Annotated in this window: 16 protein-coding genes; 5 read left to right on the plus strand and 11 right to left on the minus strand. The window is 65.6% G+C overall.

Translation table 11 applies throughout. The annotated features are described in order from the left end of the window. The first annotated feature begins 24 nt into the window (after positions 1-24). On the plus strand, positions 25-825 hold the full coding sequence (locus ACFI9K_RS18720; protein ID WP_462664886.1) for an exodeoxyribonuclease III: 801 nt from the start codon (positions 25-27) through the stop codon (positions 823-825). On the opposite strand, the gene ACFI9K_RS18725 is transcribed toward ACFI9K_RS18720, so the two are convergent. The 3 genes from ACFI9K_RS18725 to ACFI9K_RS18735 form a co-directional block, all read right to left on the minus strand. Next, on the minus strand, positions 795-1403 hold the full coding sequence (locus ACFI9K_RS18725; protein ID WP_462664887.1) for a hypothetical protein: 609 nt from the start codon (positions 1401-1403) through the stop codon (positions 795-797). The two genes, ACFI9K_RS18720 and ACFI9K_RS18725, sit on opposite strands and share 31 nt — an antisense overlap. Positions 1404-1474: 71 nt before the next feature. Continuing rightward, positions 1475-1831, minus strand: coding sequence for a GNAT family N-acetyltransferase (locus ACFI9K_RS18730; RefSeq protein WP_462664948.1), 357 nt, complete (start codon positions 1829-1831; stop codon positions 1475-1477). Between the two features lie 132 nt (positions 1832-1963). Then, the gene (locus ACFI9K_RS18735; protein WP_032380255.1) at positions 1964-2290 is read right to left on the minus strand and encodes a GNAT family N-acetyltransferase; all 327 of its coding nucleotides are present in this window, start codon (positions 2288-2290) and stop codon (positions 1964-1966) included. Positions 2291-2581: 291 nt separating this feature from the next. On the opposite strand from ACFI9K_RS18735, the gene thiD reads away from it, so the two are divergent. Beyond that, complete coding sequence (thiD, locus tag ACFI9K_RS18740) at positions 2582-3436, plus strand: bifunctional hydroxymethylpyrimidine kinase/phosphomethylpyrimidine kinase (RefSeq protein WP_462664888.1); 855 nt, start codon at positions 2582-2584, stop codon at positions 3434-3436. Here thiD and ACFI9K_RS18745 read toward each other — a convergent pair. The 7 genes from ACFI9K_RS18745 to thiO all read right to left on the minus strand — a co-directional run bounded on the left by ACFI9K_RS18745 (position 3398) and on the right by thiO (position 9720). Continuing rightward, a complete protein-coding gene (locus ACFI9K_RS18745) occupies positions 3398-4219 on the minus strand; it encodes an adenylate/guanylate cyclase domain-containing protein (RefSeq protein WP_462664889.1) in 822 nt (273 codons plus the stop codon). The two genes, thiD and ACFI9K_RS18745, sit on opposite strands and share 39 nt — an antisense overlap. 37 nt (positions 4220-4256) lie before the next feature. Next, on the minus strand, positions 4257-5714 hold the full coding sequence (locus ACFI9K_RS18750; RefSeq protein WP_462664890.1) for a M28 family peptidase: 1458 nt from the start codon (positions 5712-5714) through the stop codon (positions 4257-4259). Positions 5715-5746: 32 nt separating this feature from the next. Continuing rightward, positions 5747-6517 carry an ABC transporter permease gene (locus ACFI9K_RS18755; RefSeq protein ID WP_462664891.1) on the minus strand — a complete coding sequence of 257 codons (771 nt, stop codon included), beginning with the start codon at positions 6515-6517 and terminating at the stop codon, positions 5747-5749. Beyond that, the gene (locus tag ACFI9K_RS18760; RefSeq protein ID WP_462664892.1) at positions 6517-7479 is read right to left on the minus strand and encodes an ABC transporter ATP-binding protein; all 963 of its coding nucleotides are present in this window, start codon (positions 7477-7479) and stop codon (positions 6517-6519) included. The genes ACFI9K_RS18755 and ACFI9K_RS18760 overlap by 1 nt, the downstream gene beginning before the upstream one ends. Positions 7480-7695: 216 nt before the next feature. Further along, positions 7696-8448, minus strand: coding sequence for a thiazole synthase (thiG, locus tag ACFI9K_RS18765; RefSeq protein ID WP_462664893.1), 753 nt, complete (start codon positions 8446-8448; stop codon positions 7696-7698). Then, a complete protein-coding gene (gene thiS, locus ACFI9K_RS18770; protein ID WP_462664894.1) occupies positions 8441-8656 on the minus strand; it encodes a sulfur carrier protein ThiS in 216 nt (71 codons plus the stop codon). The genes thiG and thiS overlap by 8 nt, the downstream gene beginning before the upstream one ends. Beyond that, a complete protein-coding gene (thiO, locus tag ACFI9K_RS18775) occupies positions 8653-9720 on the minus strand; it encodes a glycine oxidase ThiO (protein ID WP_462664895.1) in 1068 nt (355 codons plus the stop codon). The genes thiS and thiO overlap by 4 nt, the downstream gene beginning before the upstream one ends. 158 nt (positions 9721-9878) lie before the next feature. Between thiO and thiE the strand changes: the two genes are divergently transcribed. Continuing rightward, on the plus strand, positions 9879-10571 hold the full coding sequence (gene thiE / locus ACFI9K_RS18780; protein ID WP_462664896.1) for a thiamine phosphate synthase: 693 nt from the start codon (positions 9879-9881) through the stop codon (positions 10569-10571). Here the strand turns inward: thiE and ACFI9K_RS18785 are convergent. Beyond that, complete coding sequence (locus tag ACFI9K_RS18785; protein ID WP_462664897.1) at positions 10568-11404, minus strand: NUDIX hydrolase; 837 nt, start codon at positions 11402-11404, stop codon at positions 10568-10570. The two genes, thiE and ACFI9K_RS18785, sit on opposite strands and share 4 nt — an antisense overlap. An 86-nt stretch (positions 11405-11490) precedes the next feature. On the opposite strand from ACFI9K_RS18785, the gene ACFI9K_RS18790 reads away from it, so the two are divergent. Both ACFI9K_RS18790 and ACFI9K_RS18795 read left to right on the plus strand, forming a co-directional pair. After that, entirely contained in the window at positions 11491-12795 is a 1305-nt protein-coding gene (locus ACFI9K_RS18790; protein WP_462664898.1) for a hypothetical protein, read from the plus strand. After that, positions 12792-13763 carry a glutamate ABC transporter substrate-binding protein gene (locus tag ACFI9K_RS18795; RefSeq protein ID WP_462664899.1) on the plus strand — a complete coding sequence of 324 codons (972 nt, stop codon included), beginning with the start codon at positions 12792-12794 and terminating at the stop codon, positions 13761-13763. The genes ACFI9K_RS18790 and ACFI9K_RS18795 overlap by 4 nt, the downstream gene beginning before the upstream one ends.

The raw sequence follows: 13763 nt of genomic DNA on the forward strand, positions 1-13763 counted from the left end.
ATGCGTTCTATAGGGTTCCTTCCCGTGCGCTTGGCTACTTGGAATGTGAACTCCGTCCGCTCTCGTCAGGATCGAATCGTCGATTGGCTGCAGCGATCCGATGTCGATGTGCTGGCGATGCAGGAAACCAAGTGCAAGGACGCACAGTTTCCGTATCAGCGCTTCACCGATATCGGGTACGAGGTGGCCCACGTCGGGCTGAGTCAGTGGAACGGTGTCGCGATCGCGTCCCGGGTCGGCTTGGACGACGTGCAGGTGGGCTTCGAGGATCAGCCCGGCTTCAGCAAGGATCCCGAGGTCGAGGCCGCGGACGAAGCCCGTGCCATCGGCGCGACCTGCAACGGGGTGCGCATCTGGAGCCTGTACGTGCCGAACGGCCGCGAGCTCGCCGACCCGCACTACACCTACAAGCTCGAGTGGCTCGCGGCCCTGAAGGCCGACGCCAAGGCATGGGTGGCCGCGGACCCGCAGGCGCAGATCGCCTTGGTCGGAGACTGGAACATCGCTCCCACCGACGACGACGTGTGGGATCCAGCACTGTTCGAGGGCAAGACGCACACCTCGCAGCCCGAGCGCGATGCCTTCGCGGCGTTCTCCGACGCCGGATTCACCGAGGTGACGCGGCAGTTCACTCCCGAGCCCAGAACGTTCACCTACTGGGATTACACGCAGTTGCGGTTCCCGAAGAAACAGGGTCTGCGCATCGACATGGCTCTGACCTCGCCCGCGTTGACCGCTCGCGTGACCGGCGCATCGATCGACCGGGAGGAACGCAAGGGCAAGGGAGCCAGCGATCACGCTCCGGTGGTCGTCGAGATCGGCTGAGCGGGCCGGATCGAATTGCCGGAGACCGCTCGGGCTGCGATGATCGCTCCGACCGCAATCAGTATTCCGTGGGCGATCCGCACCGCCGGCGGGGTGTAGAACTGCGGGAGAAACAGCACGAATCCGGCGGCGAGAACAATCGCATAGCGGTTTCGTCGAGCGAACAGCACCAAGCCGACGGCGATCGAGACTAGCCCGACGCCGAACATGACCGACTGGACGAGCGAGTAGCGAATCGGATCGGCAAGCTCGATCAGACCGGGGTTCGCGTTCGCGGCGGCGTCGATACCCAGAGCATGCAGCGCAAACGTTTCTGCGCCGTAGTACGGCAGAACCAGCCCGACGCCGATCCAAGTAGCGACCACTGCGGGATCCGACCGTCGACCGCCGTACAGCACGGCCAGTCCGAGTGCGATGAAGCCGAGCATCGCGAAGGTGTGGGCCACTACCCAGCTCGACGATGCGAAGGCGTTCGCTCCTGCAGTGCCCACCTCGTCCGAGTACGGCCGCACTGCGGGGTAGAGGGCGAACATGGCACCGACGAAGATGAACAGGACTGCACGTATGGGAAATACCACCTTCCGAGAGCGGCGCTCTCTACAGGAAGCAGTATTCACCTTAGATGCACATCGAGCAAGAGCAGTGCTCTCTATTCGGCGATCAGGTCCAGGAACTCGTCGTGCTGTGCCAGGTAACGCCGGACGTAGGTGCAGATCGGGACGATCCGCCACTGTCGATCTCGCGCGGTGTTGAGCGAGGCTCGCACCAGCACTCCGGCCCAGCCGCGGTCGCCGTACTCTTCCTTGACGACCGTGTGCATGAGCGCAACGACCGATTCGTCTCCGGACACGTCGTCGCCATCGCCGAACCGATAGCCGAGGATGCCGACCAGATCGTCATCGACGAACAGATCGAACCTGTTGTGATCGGCGTTGTCTTCTATGCGGACGGTGGGACGCTCGACCGGGGTTGCCGCGTCGGAGCGGCGGTGAATGATGTGACTCATGTCACTCATGAGACCAGTGTTGCTCGAGTGTCGCGGGGAAAGTGCACCGATCGACGCCGAGTCGAGTCTGTACTGTGACCAGCTCTACTGTGACCAGCCGGTCCGTTATCGGCCAGGCCTGCGAGTGAGAAGTCAGAGCGCGACGAGCATGTCGTTGTACTCCGGGTTCGCGGCGGCGAATCGCTGCACATAGGTGCAGACCGGCCGGACCTTCCAACCGTAGGAACGAGCGCTGTCGAGCGCACGGCGTACCAAGATGCCGGCCAGGCCCTGATGACCGAAGTCCTCGGTGACGACGGTGTGCATGAAGGACACGACATGCGTGCGGGTTGCGCGCGTGCCGTTCCCTTCCACCTCGAAGAATCCGACGATCCCGACGAGATCGCCGTTCAATCGAAGCTCGAACCGGTTCTGGTCTTTGTTGATCGAGACATCAGCGCTAGGAGAACTCGCAAGCATGGGACGCCTCCTTCGCTGTATGTGGGGTGGTGAACAAATGAATCGAATGTGACGTGCACCACTATTAAACATGCGCGCGGTGGCTCTGTCACCTTTTCTACCAACAAACCTTCGGATGCGTAGGTTTGTCCGTCCATCCCGACTCGAATGCTGGTATCGGTCATAAGTGGCTCTGTTCGGCGTTGTGATACAACAACATTCGATCCAATTGCACATTTTCACCGAATATTCACAGGTTCGGGTTCGGCCACCGAAACCGACACCCGAGCCCCGCCGGTACTGTCGTCTCTCGTGAAGTTCTTACCGCTCACGCCCAACGGCGAGACTCCCGTCCGTGCGCTGACGATCGCCGGAACCGACTCCGGCGGCGGTGCCGGAATCCAAGCGGACAGTCGCACGATGGCGATGCTGGGTGTGCATGCCTGCGTCGCGGTCGCGGCGGTGACCGTGCAGAACACCGTCGGCGTGACGGGCTTTCACGAGATCCCGCCCGAGATCGTCGCGGCCCAGGTTCGCTCGGTGGTGTCGGACATCGGCGTCGGCGCGGCGAAAACCGGAATGCTGGCGTCCACCGCAATCATCGAGGCCGTCACATCCGTGTGCACCGAGGTGGGAATCGGGCGCGATCGACCCGTACCGCTGGTCGTCGACCCGGTATGTGCGTCCATGCACGGCGATCCACTGCTGCACGCGGAAGCACTCGACGCCGTCCGCCACACCCTGTTTCCCATCGCGTCGCTGGTGACTCCCAACCTCGACGAGGTTCGGTTGATCACCGGCATCGAAGTGATCGACGACGCGTCCGCGCACCGCGCTGCCGAAGCCCTGCACGGCCTGGGCGCACAGTGGGCCCTGGTCAAGGGCGGTCACCTGCGCACATCCACGCACAGCACCGACCTATTGTTCGACGGCGATACATTCCTCGAATTCACCAGCGAGCGCATCGACACCGGCAACGATCACGGCGGCGGTGACACCCTGGCGGCCTCGATCGCGTCGGCGCTCGCCCACGGTTACTCGATGCCCGACGCGGTGGCGTTCGGCAAGGAATGGGTCACTCGTTGCCTGGCCGCGTCCTACGACCTCGGCGCCGGCCACGGCCCGGTGTCACCGCTGTGGCGACTGCACGAGACGGAGAATGCGTAGGTCGTCGGGTGCGCCTTTGATCTTCGGAGCGAAGAAGCTGCGGCGATACGGCTTGGCGACCACATTCAGGGCGTCGAGCACCTCCGGCGGGACCTCGTCGAGGGCGGCTGCGGAGATCATCACGTTGCCGTTTCCGCCGGTCTGCATCACGCGGGCCGCGACGGTCACATCGACTCCGAGCCAGTCCGATCCCACCTGACGCGGGCTGCCGGTGTGGATGCCCACTCGCATCGTCGGGGTGTAACCGTCGACCTTCACGCTGCTCAGAGCCTCGCGTGCCGCGAATACAGCATCGACGGCTTTGCTTGCATCGTCGAACACGGCCATGATGCCGTCGCCAAGCCTCTTCACGACGTGACCGCCGCGGAACACAACCTCGGGTTCGACGGCTTTGCTGACCTTGCGGAGCAGCGTCAGAGTGGCGGTATCGCCGGCGCGCAGAGACCACGAGGAAAACCCGACGAGGTCGGTGAACACGATCGTGACACTGTGTTCGCCTCGACCGCGGCCGGCTCGCTCGAGAATCGCCTGCCACACCTGTAGGGCACCCAGTCCCACTTCGCGGGATGCGCCCGGTTCGTCGTCGAGCCCGTTGGCTGCCAGAAACCGATCGGCAACGCGCGCGACGGCCAGTGCTCGCCCCGGTCCGTCGATCGACAGCGGGTCGCCGAACGTGGGGTCACCGGGTAGTGCGCGACGCACACGCCGAACCGCCCCGACCACTGCGGGCGCTCGGTTGGTGGTGCGGACCCACTCCACCACCGAGGAGACGACTGCGTTCACAGCATCGAGCGTAACCCACGGTTACACATACTTAGCCTCACCCTTCGGCGCGTGCGGCCTCGCGCGCGGCACCCACAGGGACTCCGTTGGGGCCTTCCACCGACTGCGCGTAGACGCCGATGCCGTAGGCGACGGCGGCACCGTTCTTCGCCAGTGCCGCGCGGTCCACGTTCGCCAGGGTGTCCTGATCGGTGTGGTAGTTCTCGTCGAAGGTCTGATCCGCGGTACCGCCCCACTTCTCGGCCTGCTCGGCGGTCTTGTTCTCGTCCGCGCCGCTGAAAACACCGCCGGCGGGAATGCCGACCTCGATGAAGGGGCCGTAGTCCGAGCGTCCATCGAAATCGGTGCCGTCGACGGCGATGTCCTCGTCGGCCAAGCGCTCGACGAAGGTGCGCTCGATGGCGTCGGATCCGGGCGGTCCGGCGGGCTCACCGACCTTGTCCGAGTCGTCGCCGTCGTAGGCGAGGTAGCCGGCGTTGTGCGATCCGATCATGTCGAAGTTCAAGTACAGCGCGATGTTTCGCTTGTCCTCGTCGGACAGGCCCTCGACGTACTTGGTGGAACCGACGAGCCCGTTCTCCTCGGCACCCCAGAATGCGAACCGAACCGCGTTGGTCACGTCGGGCGCGCTGCCCATCTGTAGGGCGGTCTCGAGTACAGCGGAGGTTCCGGTGCCGTTGTCGTTGATGCCGGGACCCTCGGGGACGCTGTCCAGGTGGGCCCCCGCCATCACCACGTTCTCGGTCGAACCGGTGGTGGTCTGCGCGATGATGTTGCGGCTCATGGTCGTGTCGGTTGTCGTCACGAGGGTCAACGTGACCTCGGGGGCTGCGAGGACCGCTGCGCCGTCTTCCTGGCTCACCCCGCCGGTCGGTATCTTCGCGGTCTCGGAATCACCGAGTGTTCCCGAGTCCAGCGGTCCCGCTTCGTTGTTGACGATGATCGCCGCTGCCGCACCCAGTTCTGCGGCCACGGTCTGCTTGGCTCCGAACGGGCACACCCCTCGCGGTACCACGGCCACTGCTCCAGCCAGGTCCAGACCGGCGTAATCGGCTGCTTCGCATCCGTCCGCACCGGCGGGGGCTGCAACGACGCGTGCGGTGATGCCCTCGGCGGGCGTGGTGGGCGAATAGCTGAGCGCGAACACCGGAATCTCGGTGCCCGCGAGCGAGAGAGTTTGGGTCTGCGCCTCGAAGGTCTCGAACTCGAATTCCGGAGTGGTGACGTCGAAGCCGGCCGATTCCAGTTGCGAGACAACGTAATCGACGCTTGCGTCGTATCCGGCGGTGCCGGCGGCGCGGTTACCGTCGTGCGCGGCGGCAATTGCTTCCAGCTCTTCGAGGTGACCGACAAGGGCGTCCTCGGTGACCGCCTCCGACAGGCCCGGCCCATCGGGTGTAGCGAAAACTCTGGCCGGTTCCTCGTCCGAGGTGGACGAGCAACCGGCCAGAATCAACACACAGATTGCGCCACCTGCAAGCAAGGAAATCCGCATAGCGGACACCATACCCAGATGCGCCTCGGGCGTCAGGCGTCCCGACGATTGACGACGAACACTGCCACTCCGAAGATCACCGCGGTGAAGACGACGAAGTAGACGAGGCTGCCGATCGGACCCCAGTGGAAGTCCGTTCCCGCAGATCCGCCGAGGAAGTGATCGGCGTTCTTGAACGGCAGGAACGGCTGAATTTTCTCGCCGACCTTCGGGATGATGCCGACGAGATTCTCGATGAGCAACGGCCACAACAACAACACGGCGATGGCACCGGCGGACTGGCGAATCAGCGCACCCACGGCAACGGCCAGCACGATCTGCACGAACGCCAGGATGGCGGTGCCGTAGACGACGCGCCAGGTGCCGTCGACGTCGAAACTCAACAGAGCCCCGGCTTGCTCACCTGCGATGGACTTGGCCAGGAACAGCGCACCGAAAGCCAGTATCAGCGACAGTACGGCCCCGTACACGCCGACGATGAGTGCCTTCGCACCGAGCACCGTCGCCCGGTTCGTGACTGCCTGGAACGTGGTGCGGATCAGGCCGAAGCGGTATTCGCTGGTGACGGTCAGTGCGCCGAGGATCATCAGCACCATGATGCCGAGTCCTCCGACGCCGCTACCGACGACGTCGTACGCGGTGGTCGGCGGAAGTCCTTCCGGCGCATCCGGGCCGATGGCGGTCTTCGCGGCCCACCCCAGGATGGCTCCGAACCCGAGTCCGAAGACCACGACGATCGCACTGCACCACCACGGCGACTTGGTCGAGGTGAACTTGATCCTCTCTGCTGCCAAGACGCCCATCAGAGTGACCCTCCCATCGCTTGCTGAGTGTTCTGGTCGTCGGCTCCCGAGCCGTGATATTGCACTGTGTCTCCGGTGAGTTTCATGAAGGCTTCCTCGAGCGAGCCGCGTTGAGAGGCCAACTCGTGCAGGGTGATTCCGGCTCGGCCGGCGAGGTCGCCGATTGCGTCGGTGGTGGAGTTCAACACCACGAGCGACGGCTGCAATTCGTCGGTCCGGTCGGGCTCACGCACGGTGAGGCCGGCGGTGGTCAGGACCTTACGCAGTCCGTCGAGCTGTGGGCTGCGCACACGAACCGAGGCTTCGGAGGCGTGGTCGATGAATTCCTGCACCGAGGAATCGGAGATCAGCTTGCCGCGTCCGATGACGATGAGATGCTCGGCCGTCTGCGCCATCTCCGAGAGCAGGTGGCTCGACACCAGGACCGTGCGGCCCTCGGCTGCCAAGCGCTGCATGAACTTTCGGATCCAGACGATGCCCTCGGGGTCGAGTCCGTTGACCGGCTCGTCGAACAGCAACACCTTGGGGTCACCGAGAAGAGCACCGGCCAGACCGAGCCGCTGGGACATGCCGAGCGAGAACCCGCCCGCATTCTTCTTCGCCACCTCGGACAGCCCCACCAAACGCAGTACCTCGTCGACGCGGGACTTGGGTATGCCGTTGGAGGCAGCCATCCATTCCAGGTGTGCACGTGCAGACCGATTGGGGTGCACCCACTTCGCGTCGAGCAGGGCACCGACGGTCCGCAGCGGCTGCTTCAGGTGGTTGTAGCTCTTGCCCTCGATGGTCGCCGTGCCCGAAGTGGGTCGGTCGAGCCCGAGAATCATGCGCATGGTGGTCGACTTACCCGCGCCGTTGGGGCCCAGGAAGCCGGTCACGATCCCGGGTCTGATGGTGAAGGTGAGGTTGTCGACCGCCGTCACCGCTCCGTATTGCTTGGTCAATCCTGTCACTTCGATCATGGGATCAACCTTCCCCGATCGACGGAGTCCACACATCGCCCCACAGTCGACTTCTCCATCATCCTTTCGGATGACACACACCCTGAGACAGTTGGTTGTATCGGTGACAGGCAGTCGCAAACGCGCGCGCGTTCGCCAGACGCCCCCGGTATCGTCACACCAGATCGCGCGCGTTCGACGAATGCGCGCGCGTTTGTCAGATGCCGCCCACCGACCTCACATGGGCGAGCTGGCTTGCGCCCAGAATCGTTTGGGGATGCGGCCTGCGTGCCGGGCCTGGTAGCCCGCGGCAACCGCGTGGCGCATCGCCGACGCCATCAGGGCCGGGTCCTTCGCCCGCGTCACTGCGGTCGCGAGCAGAACTGCGTCGCATCCGAGTTCCATTGCCAGTGTCGCATCGCTGGCGGTGCCGATGCCGGCGTCGAGGATCACCGGCACCGACGCGGCGTCGACGATCATCTCGATGTTGTGTGGGTTCGCGATGCCGAGACCGGTGCCGATGGGCGAGCCGAGCGGCATGACGGCCACGCAGCCGATGTCCTCGAGTCGCTTGGCCAGTACCGGGTCGTCGGTGGTGTAGGGCAGCACCTGGAAGCCGTCGTCGACGAGTTGTTCTGCGGCCTTGACCAGTTCGATGGCGTCGGGCAGCAGGGTTCGCTCGTCGGCGATCACTTCGAGTTTGACCCAGTCGGTCTCGAGCGCTTCCCGCCCCAGCTGGGCGGTGAGCACGGCCTCGGCCGAGCCGCGGCACCCTGCGGTGTTCGGCAGCGGTGCGATGTTGAGCCTGCGCAGCAGATCGAGCACGCCCGTCCCACCCGCAGCGTCGACGCGGCGCATCGCGACGGTGGTCAGTTCGGTTCCGGACGCGACGAGGGCTTCTTCGAGGACGGCGAGATTGGCCGCTCCCCCGGTGCCGGTGATGAGACGAGAGGTGAACGTGCGATCGGCAATGACCAGCTGCTCAGCCACCCTGCACCGCCGTGAGAACGTCGATGGTCCAGCCCTTTTCGATGTCGGTGGTGTCCCACCTACTCTTGGGCAGCACGGCACCGTCGACGGCAACGGCGATGCCCTTCTCCGGCATGCCGAGGAATTCGAGCAGTCGACGCATGGTCATGTCCTCGGTGAGCAGATGGTCCTCGCCGTTGACGGTGATTCCGATGGCAACCTGAGTCATGTTGTCCTTTCTATCCGTGTGCTGAAAATATCCGAGAAGCGTTCGGGTGTGGCAGCTTTCGCCTCGGGCAATGTCTCGCCCGATATCAGCGCGGCGACGGCGTCTGCGGTGATGGGGGCGAGCAGGATGCCGTTGCGGCCGTGGCCGGTGGCGACGATCACCTGGGCAGACAACCTGCCGATGATCGGCATTCCGTCGGGGCTCATCGGCCGCAATCCCGCAGCGGTCTCGTACAGTTCGTACTCGCCGATGCTCGGCATGAGGCGTTCGGCGTCGGCGATCAGGTCCCGTACACCGGCCACGGTGACCTGGGTATCCTCACCGGATTCGTATTGTGTTGCGCCGACGACCAATCCGTCGCCGCGCGGGACCAGGTAGATCGGGCGACCGTGCACGGTTCCGCGGATGGTGCGGTGCGGCGGCGGCGCGGCGCTGGGCCGACGACGCAGTCGAAGGATCTCGCCCTTGACCGCGCGGACCGGCAGCGTCGGCCACAGGGCGGCGCAGCGAGAACCGGCGGCCAGGACCACCTGATCGGCGTCGGGAATGGCGTCGACCGTGGATTCGACGAACTGCACGCCGGCCTCGAGACATCCCTGTTCGAGCGCGGCGACGAGGGCCCGATTGTCGACGGACAACTCGGTCGGAGCCAGTAGGCCGAGCCGAATGCTCTGGGCCAGTGCAGGTTCGAGCTCCCGCAGCTCGGTGCGCCCGAGAATCTGCAGTTCGTGTCCTTGCTCGCCCACCCACTCTGCGACGGTCCGCAGATCGGCGGCATCGGCGGAGTCGAGGGCTACTGTCATCGATCCGGTCGCGGAGAACACCGACGGGCCGGGGAGTCGTCGGGCGAATTCCGGCCACCGTTCCAGCGACGCAGCACCGAGGTGCAGCAGTTCGTGTTCGCCGGGCCACCCCTCGGACAGCGGGGCCAGCATGCCGCCGGCCACCCAGGACGCACCTTTGCCCAGAGCCGGATCGTGCAGCACCACCCGGTGACCGTCCTGGCTCAGACGTAGTGCCGTAGACAGTCCGATGACGCCTCCGCCGATAACGACGATATGCACGAAATTCACATCCTCACTCCCTGCGCCCGCATGATCGGGTTCAGGTATTGACGGTAAGGGCGGCGAACCCACTCTCAGCCCCACGATCCAAGGGACTCCCGCGATTTCTCGGCCACTCCGTCGTCGGTGGCAGCCACCATGAGAATACAGTTCGATACGTGCACCCATCTCAGAACGTCCGCAACCAGACTCCTCGCGAGCGTCTTGCGTCCGCTCGCCTCTACCTGTGTACCGATGCCAGGCGCGACAAGGGCGATCTCGCGCAGTTCGCCGAGGCCGCGTTGTCCGGTGGCGTCGACATCATCCAGCTGCGCGACAAGAACTCGGCCGGTGAGCGCCAGTACGGGCCGCTCGAGGCCAAGGACGAGCTCGCTGCGCTGGCAATTCTGCTCGCCGCCACCAAGCGTCATGGAGCACTGCTGGCCGTGAACGATCGCGCAGATCTGGCCTTGGCCTCCGGCGCGGACGTCTTGCATCTGGGCCAGGGCGACCTACCCGTGCACTACGCCCGCCAGATCCTCGGCCCGGATGTCGTCATCGGCCGCTCGACGCAGAATCGCGCGCAATCCTCGCTCGCCGCGATCGAGGACGGCGTCGATTACTTCGCCGTCGGGCCGGTGTGGCCGACGCCCACCAAGCCCAACCGTTCGGCCGCCGGGCTCGAGACTCTGCGCGCCACCGCGGATGCGTTGCCGGAGCGGCCGTGGTTCGCGATCGGCGGAGTCGACGCCACCAATGTGGATCAGGTCAGAGCAGCGGGAGCCGAGCGCATCGTGGTGGTTCGCGCCATCACCGAGGCACGCGATCCGCAGGCGGCCGCACGCTCGCTGGTGCAGGCGCTACAGGCCTAGAGCCAACCCAGTACTGCGGACGGCGTCAGTACCTGCACCGACTCGGGCAGCCGATCGCGCAGTCCGCGGTCGGCGGTGACGAGGGCGGTCAGATCCCCGCCCAGGCGGGCTTGCTCGGCGAGGGTGTCGTCGCCGCTGCCGTCGGCGACGATGACCGGGATGCGTGGGTCGTCCACCACCGCTCCACGGGCTCGACCTTCTAGAACAGCTTCGATGCGGGTGACCCAGCCGTACTGCCCACCGGGTAGTTCGACGGTCCGCGGCAGCGTGGCGGCCAGCGACGTGAGCAGCGCCCCGGTGGAACCCTCCCGGTCCTTCCACCAGCCGTTCGGCCGTGACCCCAGCACGTTGGCGGTGTCCAGCAACACCCGCAGCGGCACGGTGCGCAATGCCGACCAGCTCGACGCGAACCCCGGGTGCAGCGGGAGTTCGGCAACAAGCGATTCCGGCACCCAGCGCAGTTCGGTGCTCTCACCGTTGGGCACGGTGGTCAACGGATGATCGGTATCGGCGACGACGGTGGTGTACGACCAGCCGCTGTCGACGCTCGCAGTGACGCGCTCGGCACGAACGTGCAGCTGCTCGGCTGCGATTCCGGCTTCCTCGTGCGCCTCGCGTACGGCCGCGTGCTCGGTGCTCTCGTGTGAATCACGGGCCCCGCCGGGCAGCGCCCACGTTCCGCCCTGGTGGCTCCACAGCGCACGGTGCTGCAGCAACACCAGTGGTTCTCCGGTGTCCGACGGCGCCCGAAGCAACAGTCCGGCGGCACCGTGCTTCCCCCAGTGGCGAGAACCGTCGTCACCGATGACCCACCCGTCCCCGTCACCTCGCATGCACACCACCCTAGGCGAACGATCGGCCGAGAGTGACTGTGCAGTAGTGGCTGCAGTAGGGCCCGCCTGCTTATATGCTCGGGTGCGTGATCGCGGCCGGCACCACCCCCTCCGCTGCCGTGCCTCCGACAACGGCCACTCCCGTCGGTGCTGTCGCCGGCAAGCCGCCGGTTCGATACACGATGCGCTCGACGCCTGCGCGGTTGGTCGCGATGGGTACCGCGCTGGTGGTGTTGGCGCTGACGGTGGGGAATCTGGCGTCCACGGCCGTCACCGAGCGGGTGGACACCTTGGGCACGCTGCTGGTGCGGACCGAGCCGTTCGCCAACTCGGCGCAGAATCTTTACGGAGCCTTGTCGGTGGCGGATTCGACTGCGGCAACCGCGTTCATCGCCGGCGGCCTCGAACCGGCAGAGGTGCGCGAACGCTACTCGCAGGCGCTCGGCGAGGCGTCGTCCGAACTGATCGCAGCCTCGGCCGGAGTGACCGAGGCCGACGAGGCCACGAGCGCGGTGCTGACCCAGATTGCGGCCGGATTACCGGTGTACAGCGGTCTGGTCGAGACGGCCAGGGCCAACAACCGGAGCGGAAACCCGGTGGGAGCGGCGTACCTGGGCGAGGCGTCGACCATGATGCAGACCAGCCTGCTCCCGTTGGCCGAGAAGTTGTACACCGAGCAGGCGTCACGGGTGTCCGCCGATCAGGAGCGGTTCACCAGCCCGCCGTTCTTCGCGATCGGTTCCGTGGTGTTCCTGCTGATGATGACGGGCCTGGCTCAGTGGTACCTCTCGCGGACGACGCGTCGTACGTTGAACGTCGGATTCCTCGGTGCCACAGTCGCTGTCGTCGGTTTGCTCGGGTGGATGTTGGTGGTGGGACTGATTTCCTCCATAGCTACCGACCGCGCTCTGGACCGTGGCGTGGGACCGCTGAAGTCGTACACGACCGGGTTCATCATGGCGCAACAGGCCAGGGCGGACGAGACTCTCGATCTCGCGCGCCGCGGCGGGAGTCGGGATTACGGAGAATCGTTCGCCGCCAGCGTCTCCCGAATGTCGGAGATGTTCGAGGGCGACACCGCGGTGATCGATGCACTCGACACGTGGTCCGCCTCGCATGCGCGGATCGATTCCGCGCTCGAGGTCGGTGACTTCAACGGTGCGGTCGGCATAGCCACCGGTACCGGGGAGTCCGATTCGGCGGCTGCCTTCACCGCACTGGACGGCGTACTGGTCGACGGAATCGAGAATGCTCGACGCGAACTTCGGTCCAACATCGACCGTTCGGTGTGGGTGTTGTCGGGCTTGTCCAACGGCGCGTACGTGCTCACCGTCGTCGCGTCGGTCGCGTTCGGTGTAGGCCTGTTCCCCAGGCTGCGTGAGTACCTGTGAAGCGCCTACTCGCCGCCGGGATCCTGGCGACCGCACTGTTGGTCGGCTGCGCTCCGCCGGAAAGCTCTGCGCCGCAAGTCGATACGACGTTCACCGAACCGCCACTCCCGGACGGCGCATCCGTGGCCGCCCGACCCACCGAGACCTCGGCCGACGACGAGTGCGCCCGCCCCACGGCCAGTCTGCGCCCGCTGCCCAGCGGCACCGATGCGCCGTCGGTACCGCAACCGACCATCGACGCTCTGCGCGCGAAGGGCCGCTTGGTCGTCGGACTGGACACGGGCAGCAACCTCTTCAGCTTCCGCGATCCGATGAGCGGTCAGCTGGTCGGCTTCGACGTGGACATAGCGCGCGAGATATCTCGAGACCTGTTCGGCGATCCGAACCGGTTGGACTTTCGGATCCTGTCCTCGGCGCAACGGCTGGAAGCTCTGCAGGATTCCTCGGTGGACATCGTGGTCAAGACCATGACCATCACCTGCGCTCGCCGCAAGGACGTCCAGTTCTCCTCCGTGTACTTCCAAGCGCAGCACCGGATCCTGGTGGTACAAGGGTCCGGCATTCGGAACATCGGCGACCTGGCGAACAAGCGCGTCTGCGCTGTCGAGGGCACCACGTCGCTACGCCGCCTGCAACGGCAACAACCTGCCGCCACCGTGGTCACGGTTCCGATGTGGTCGGATTGCCTTGTCGTGCTGCAGCAAAGGCAGGTCGACGCCGTCAGCACCGACGACGCCATTCTCGCCGGTCTGGCGGCGCAGGACCCGTACCTGGAGATCGTCGGCGACAGCTTGAGCCCCGAACCGTACGGTGTCGGCATCAACCGAGACAGCGAGGATCTGGTGCGATTCGTCAACGGAACGTTGGCTCGCATCCGCTCCGACGGCACCTGGAACCGCCTCTACAACCGATGGCTGACGGTGCTCGGCCCCTCCCCCGGTCCGCCCACCGCGTCGTACAGCGATTAG

This window comes from Rhodococcus sp. PSi06 (genome assembly GCF_054960675.1).

Bases quoted from the DNA above. Each gene is read 5' to 3' on its own strand.
- ACFI9K_RS18730 (WP_462664948.1), bottom strand. From the start codon at position 1,831: ATGAGTCACATCATTCACCGCCGCTCCGACGCGGCAACCCCGGTCGAG.
- ACFI9K_RS18735 (WP_032380255.1), bottom strand. From the start codon at position 2,290: ATGCTTGCGAGTTCTCCTAGCGCTGATGTCTCGATCAACAAAGACCAG.
- ACFI9K_RS18750 (WP_462664890.1), bottom strand. From the start codon at position 5,714: ATGCGGATTTCCTTGCTTGCAGGTGGCGCAATCTGTGTGTTGATTCTG.
- ACFI9K_RS18755 (WP_462664891.1), bottom strand. From the start codon at position 6,517: ATGGGCGTCTTGGCAGCAGAGAGGATCAAGTTCACCTCGACCAAGTCG.
- ACFI9K_RS18760 (WP_462664892.1), bottom strand. From the start codon at position 7,479: ATGATCGAAGTGACAGGATTGACCAAGCAATACGGAGCGGTGACGGCG.
- thiS (WP_462664894.1), bottom strand. From the start codon at position 8,656: ATGACTCAGGTTGCCATCGGAATCACCGTCAACGGCGAGGACCATCTG.
- ACFI9K_RS18785 (WP_462664897.1), bottom strand. From the start codon at position 11,404: ATGCGAGGTGACGGGGACGGGTGGGTCATCGGTGACGACGGTTCTCGC.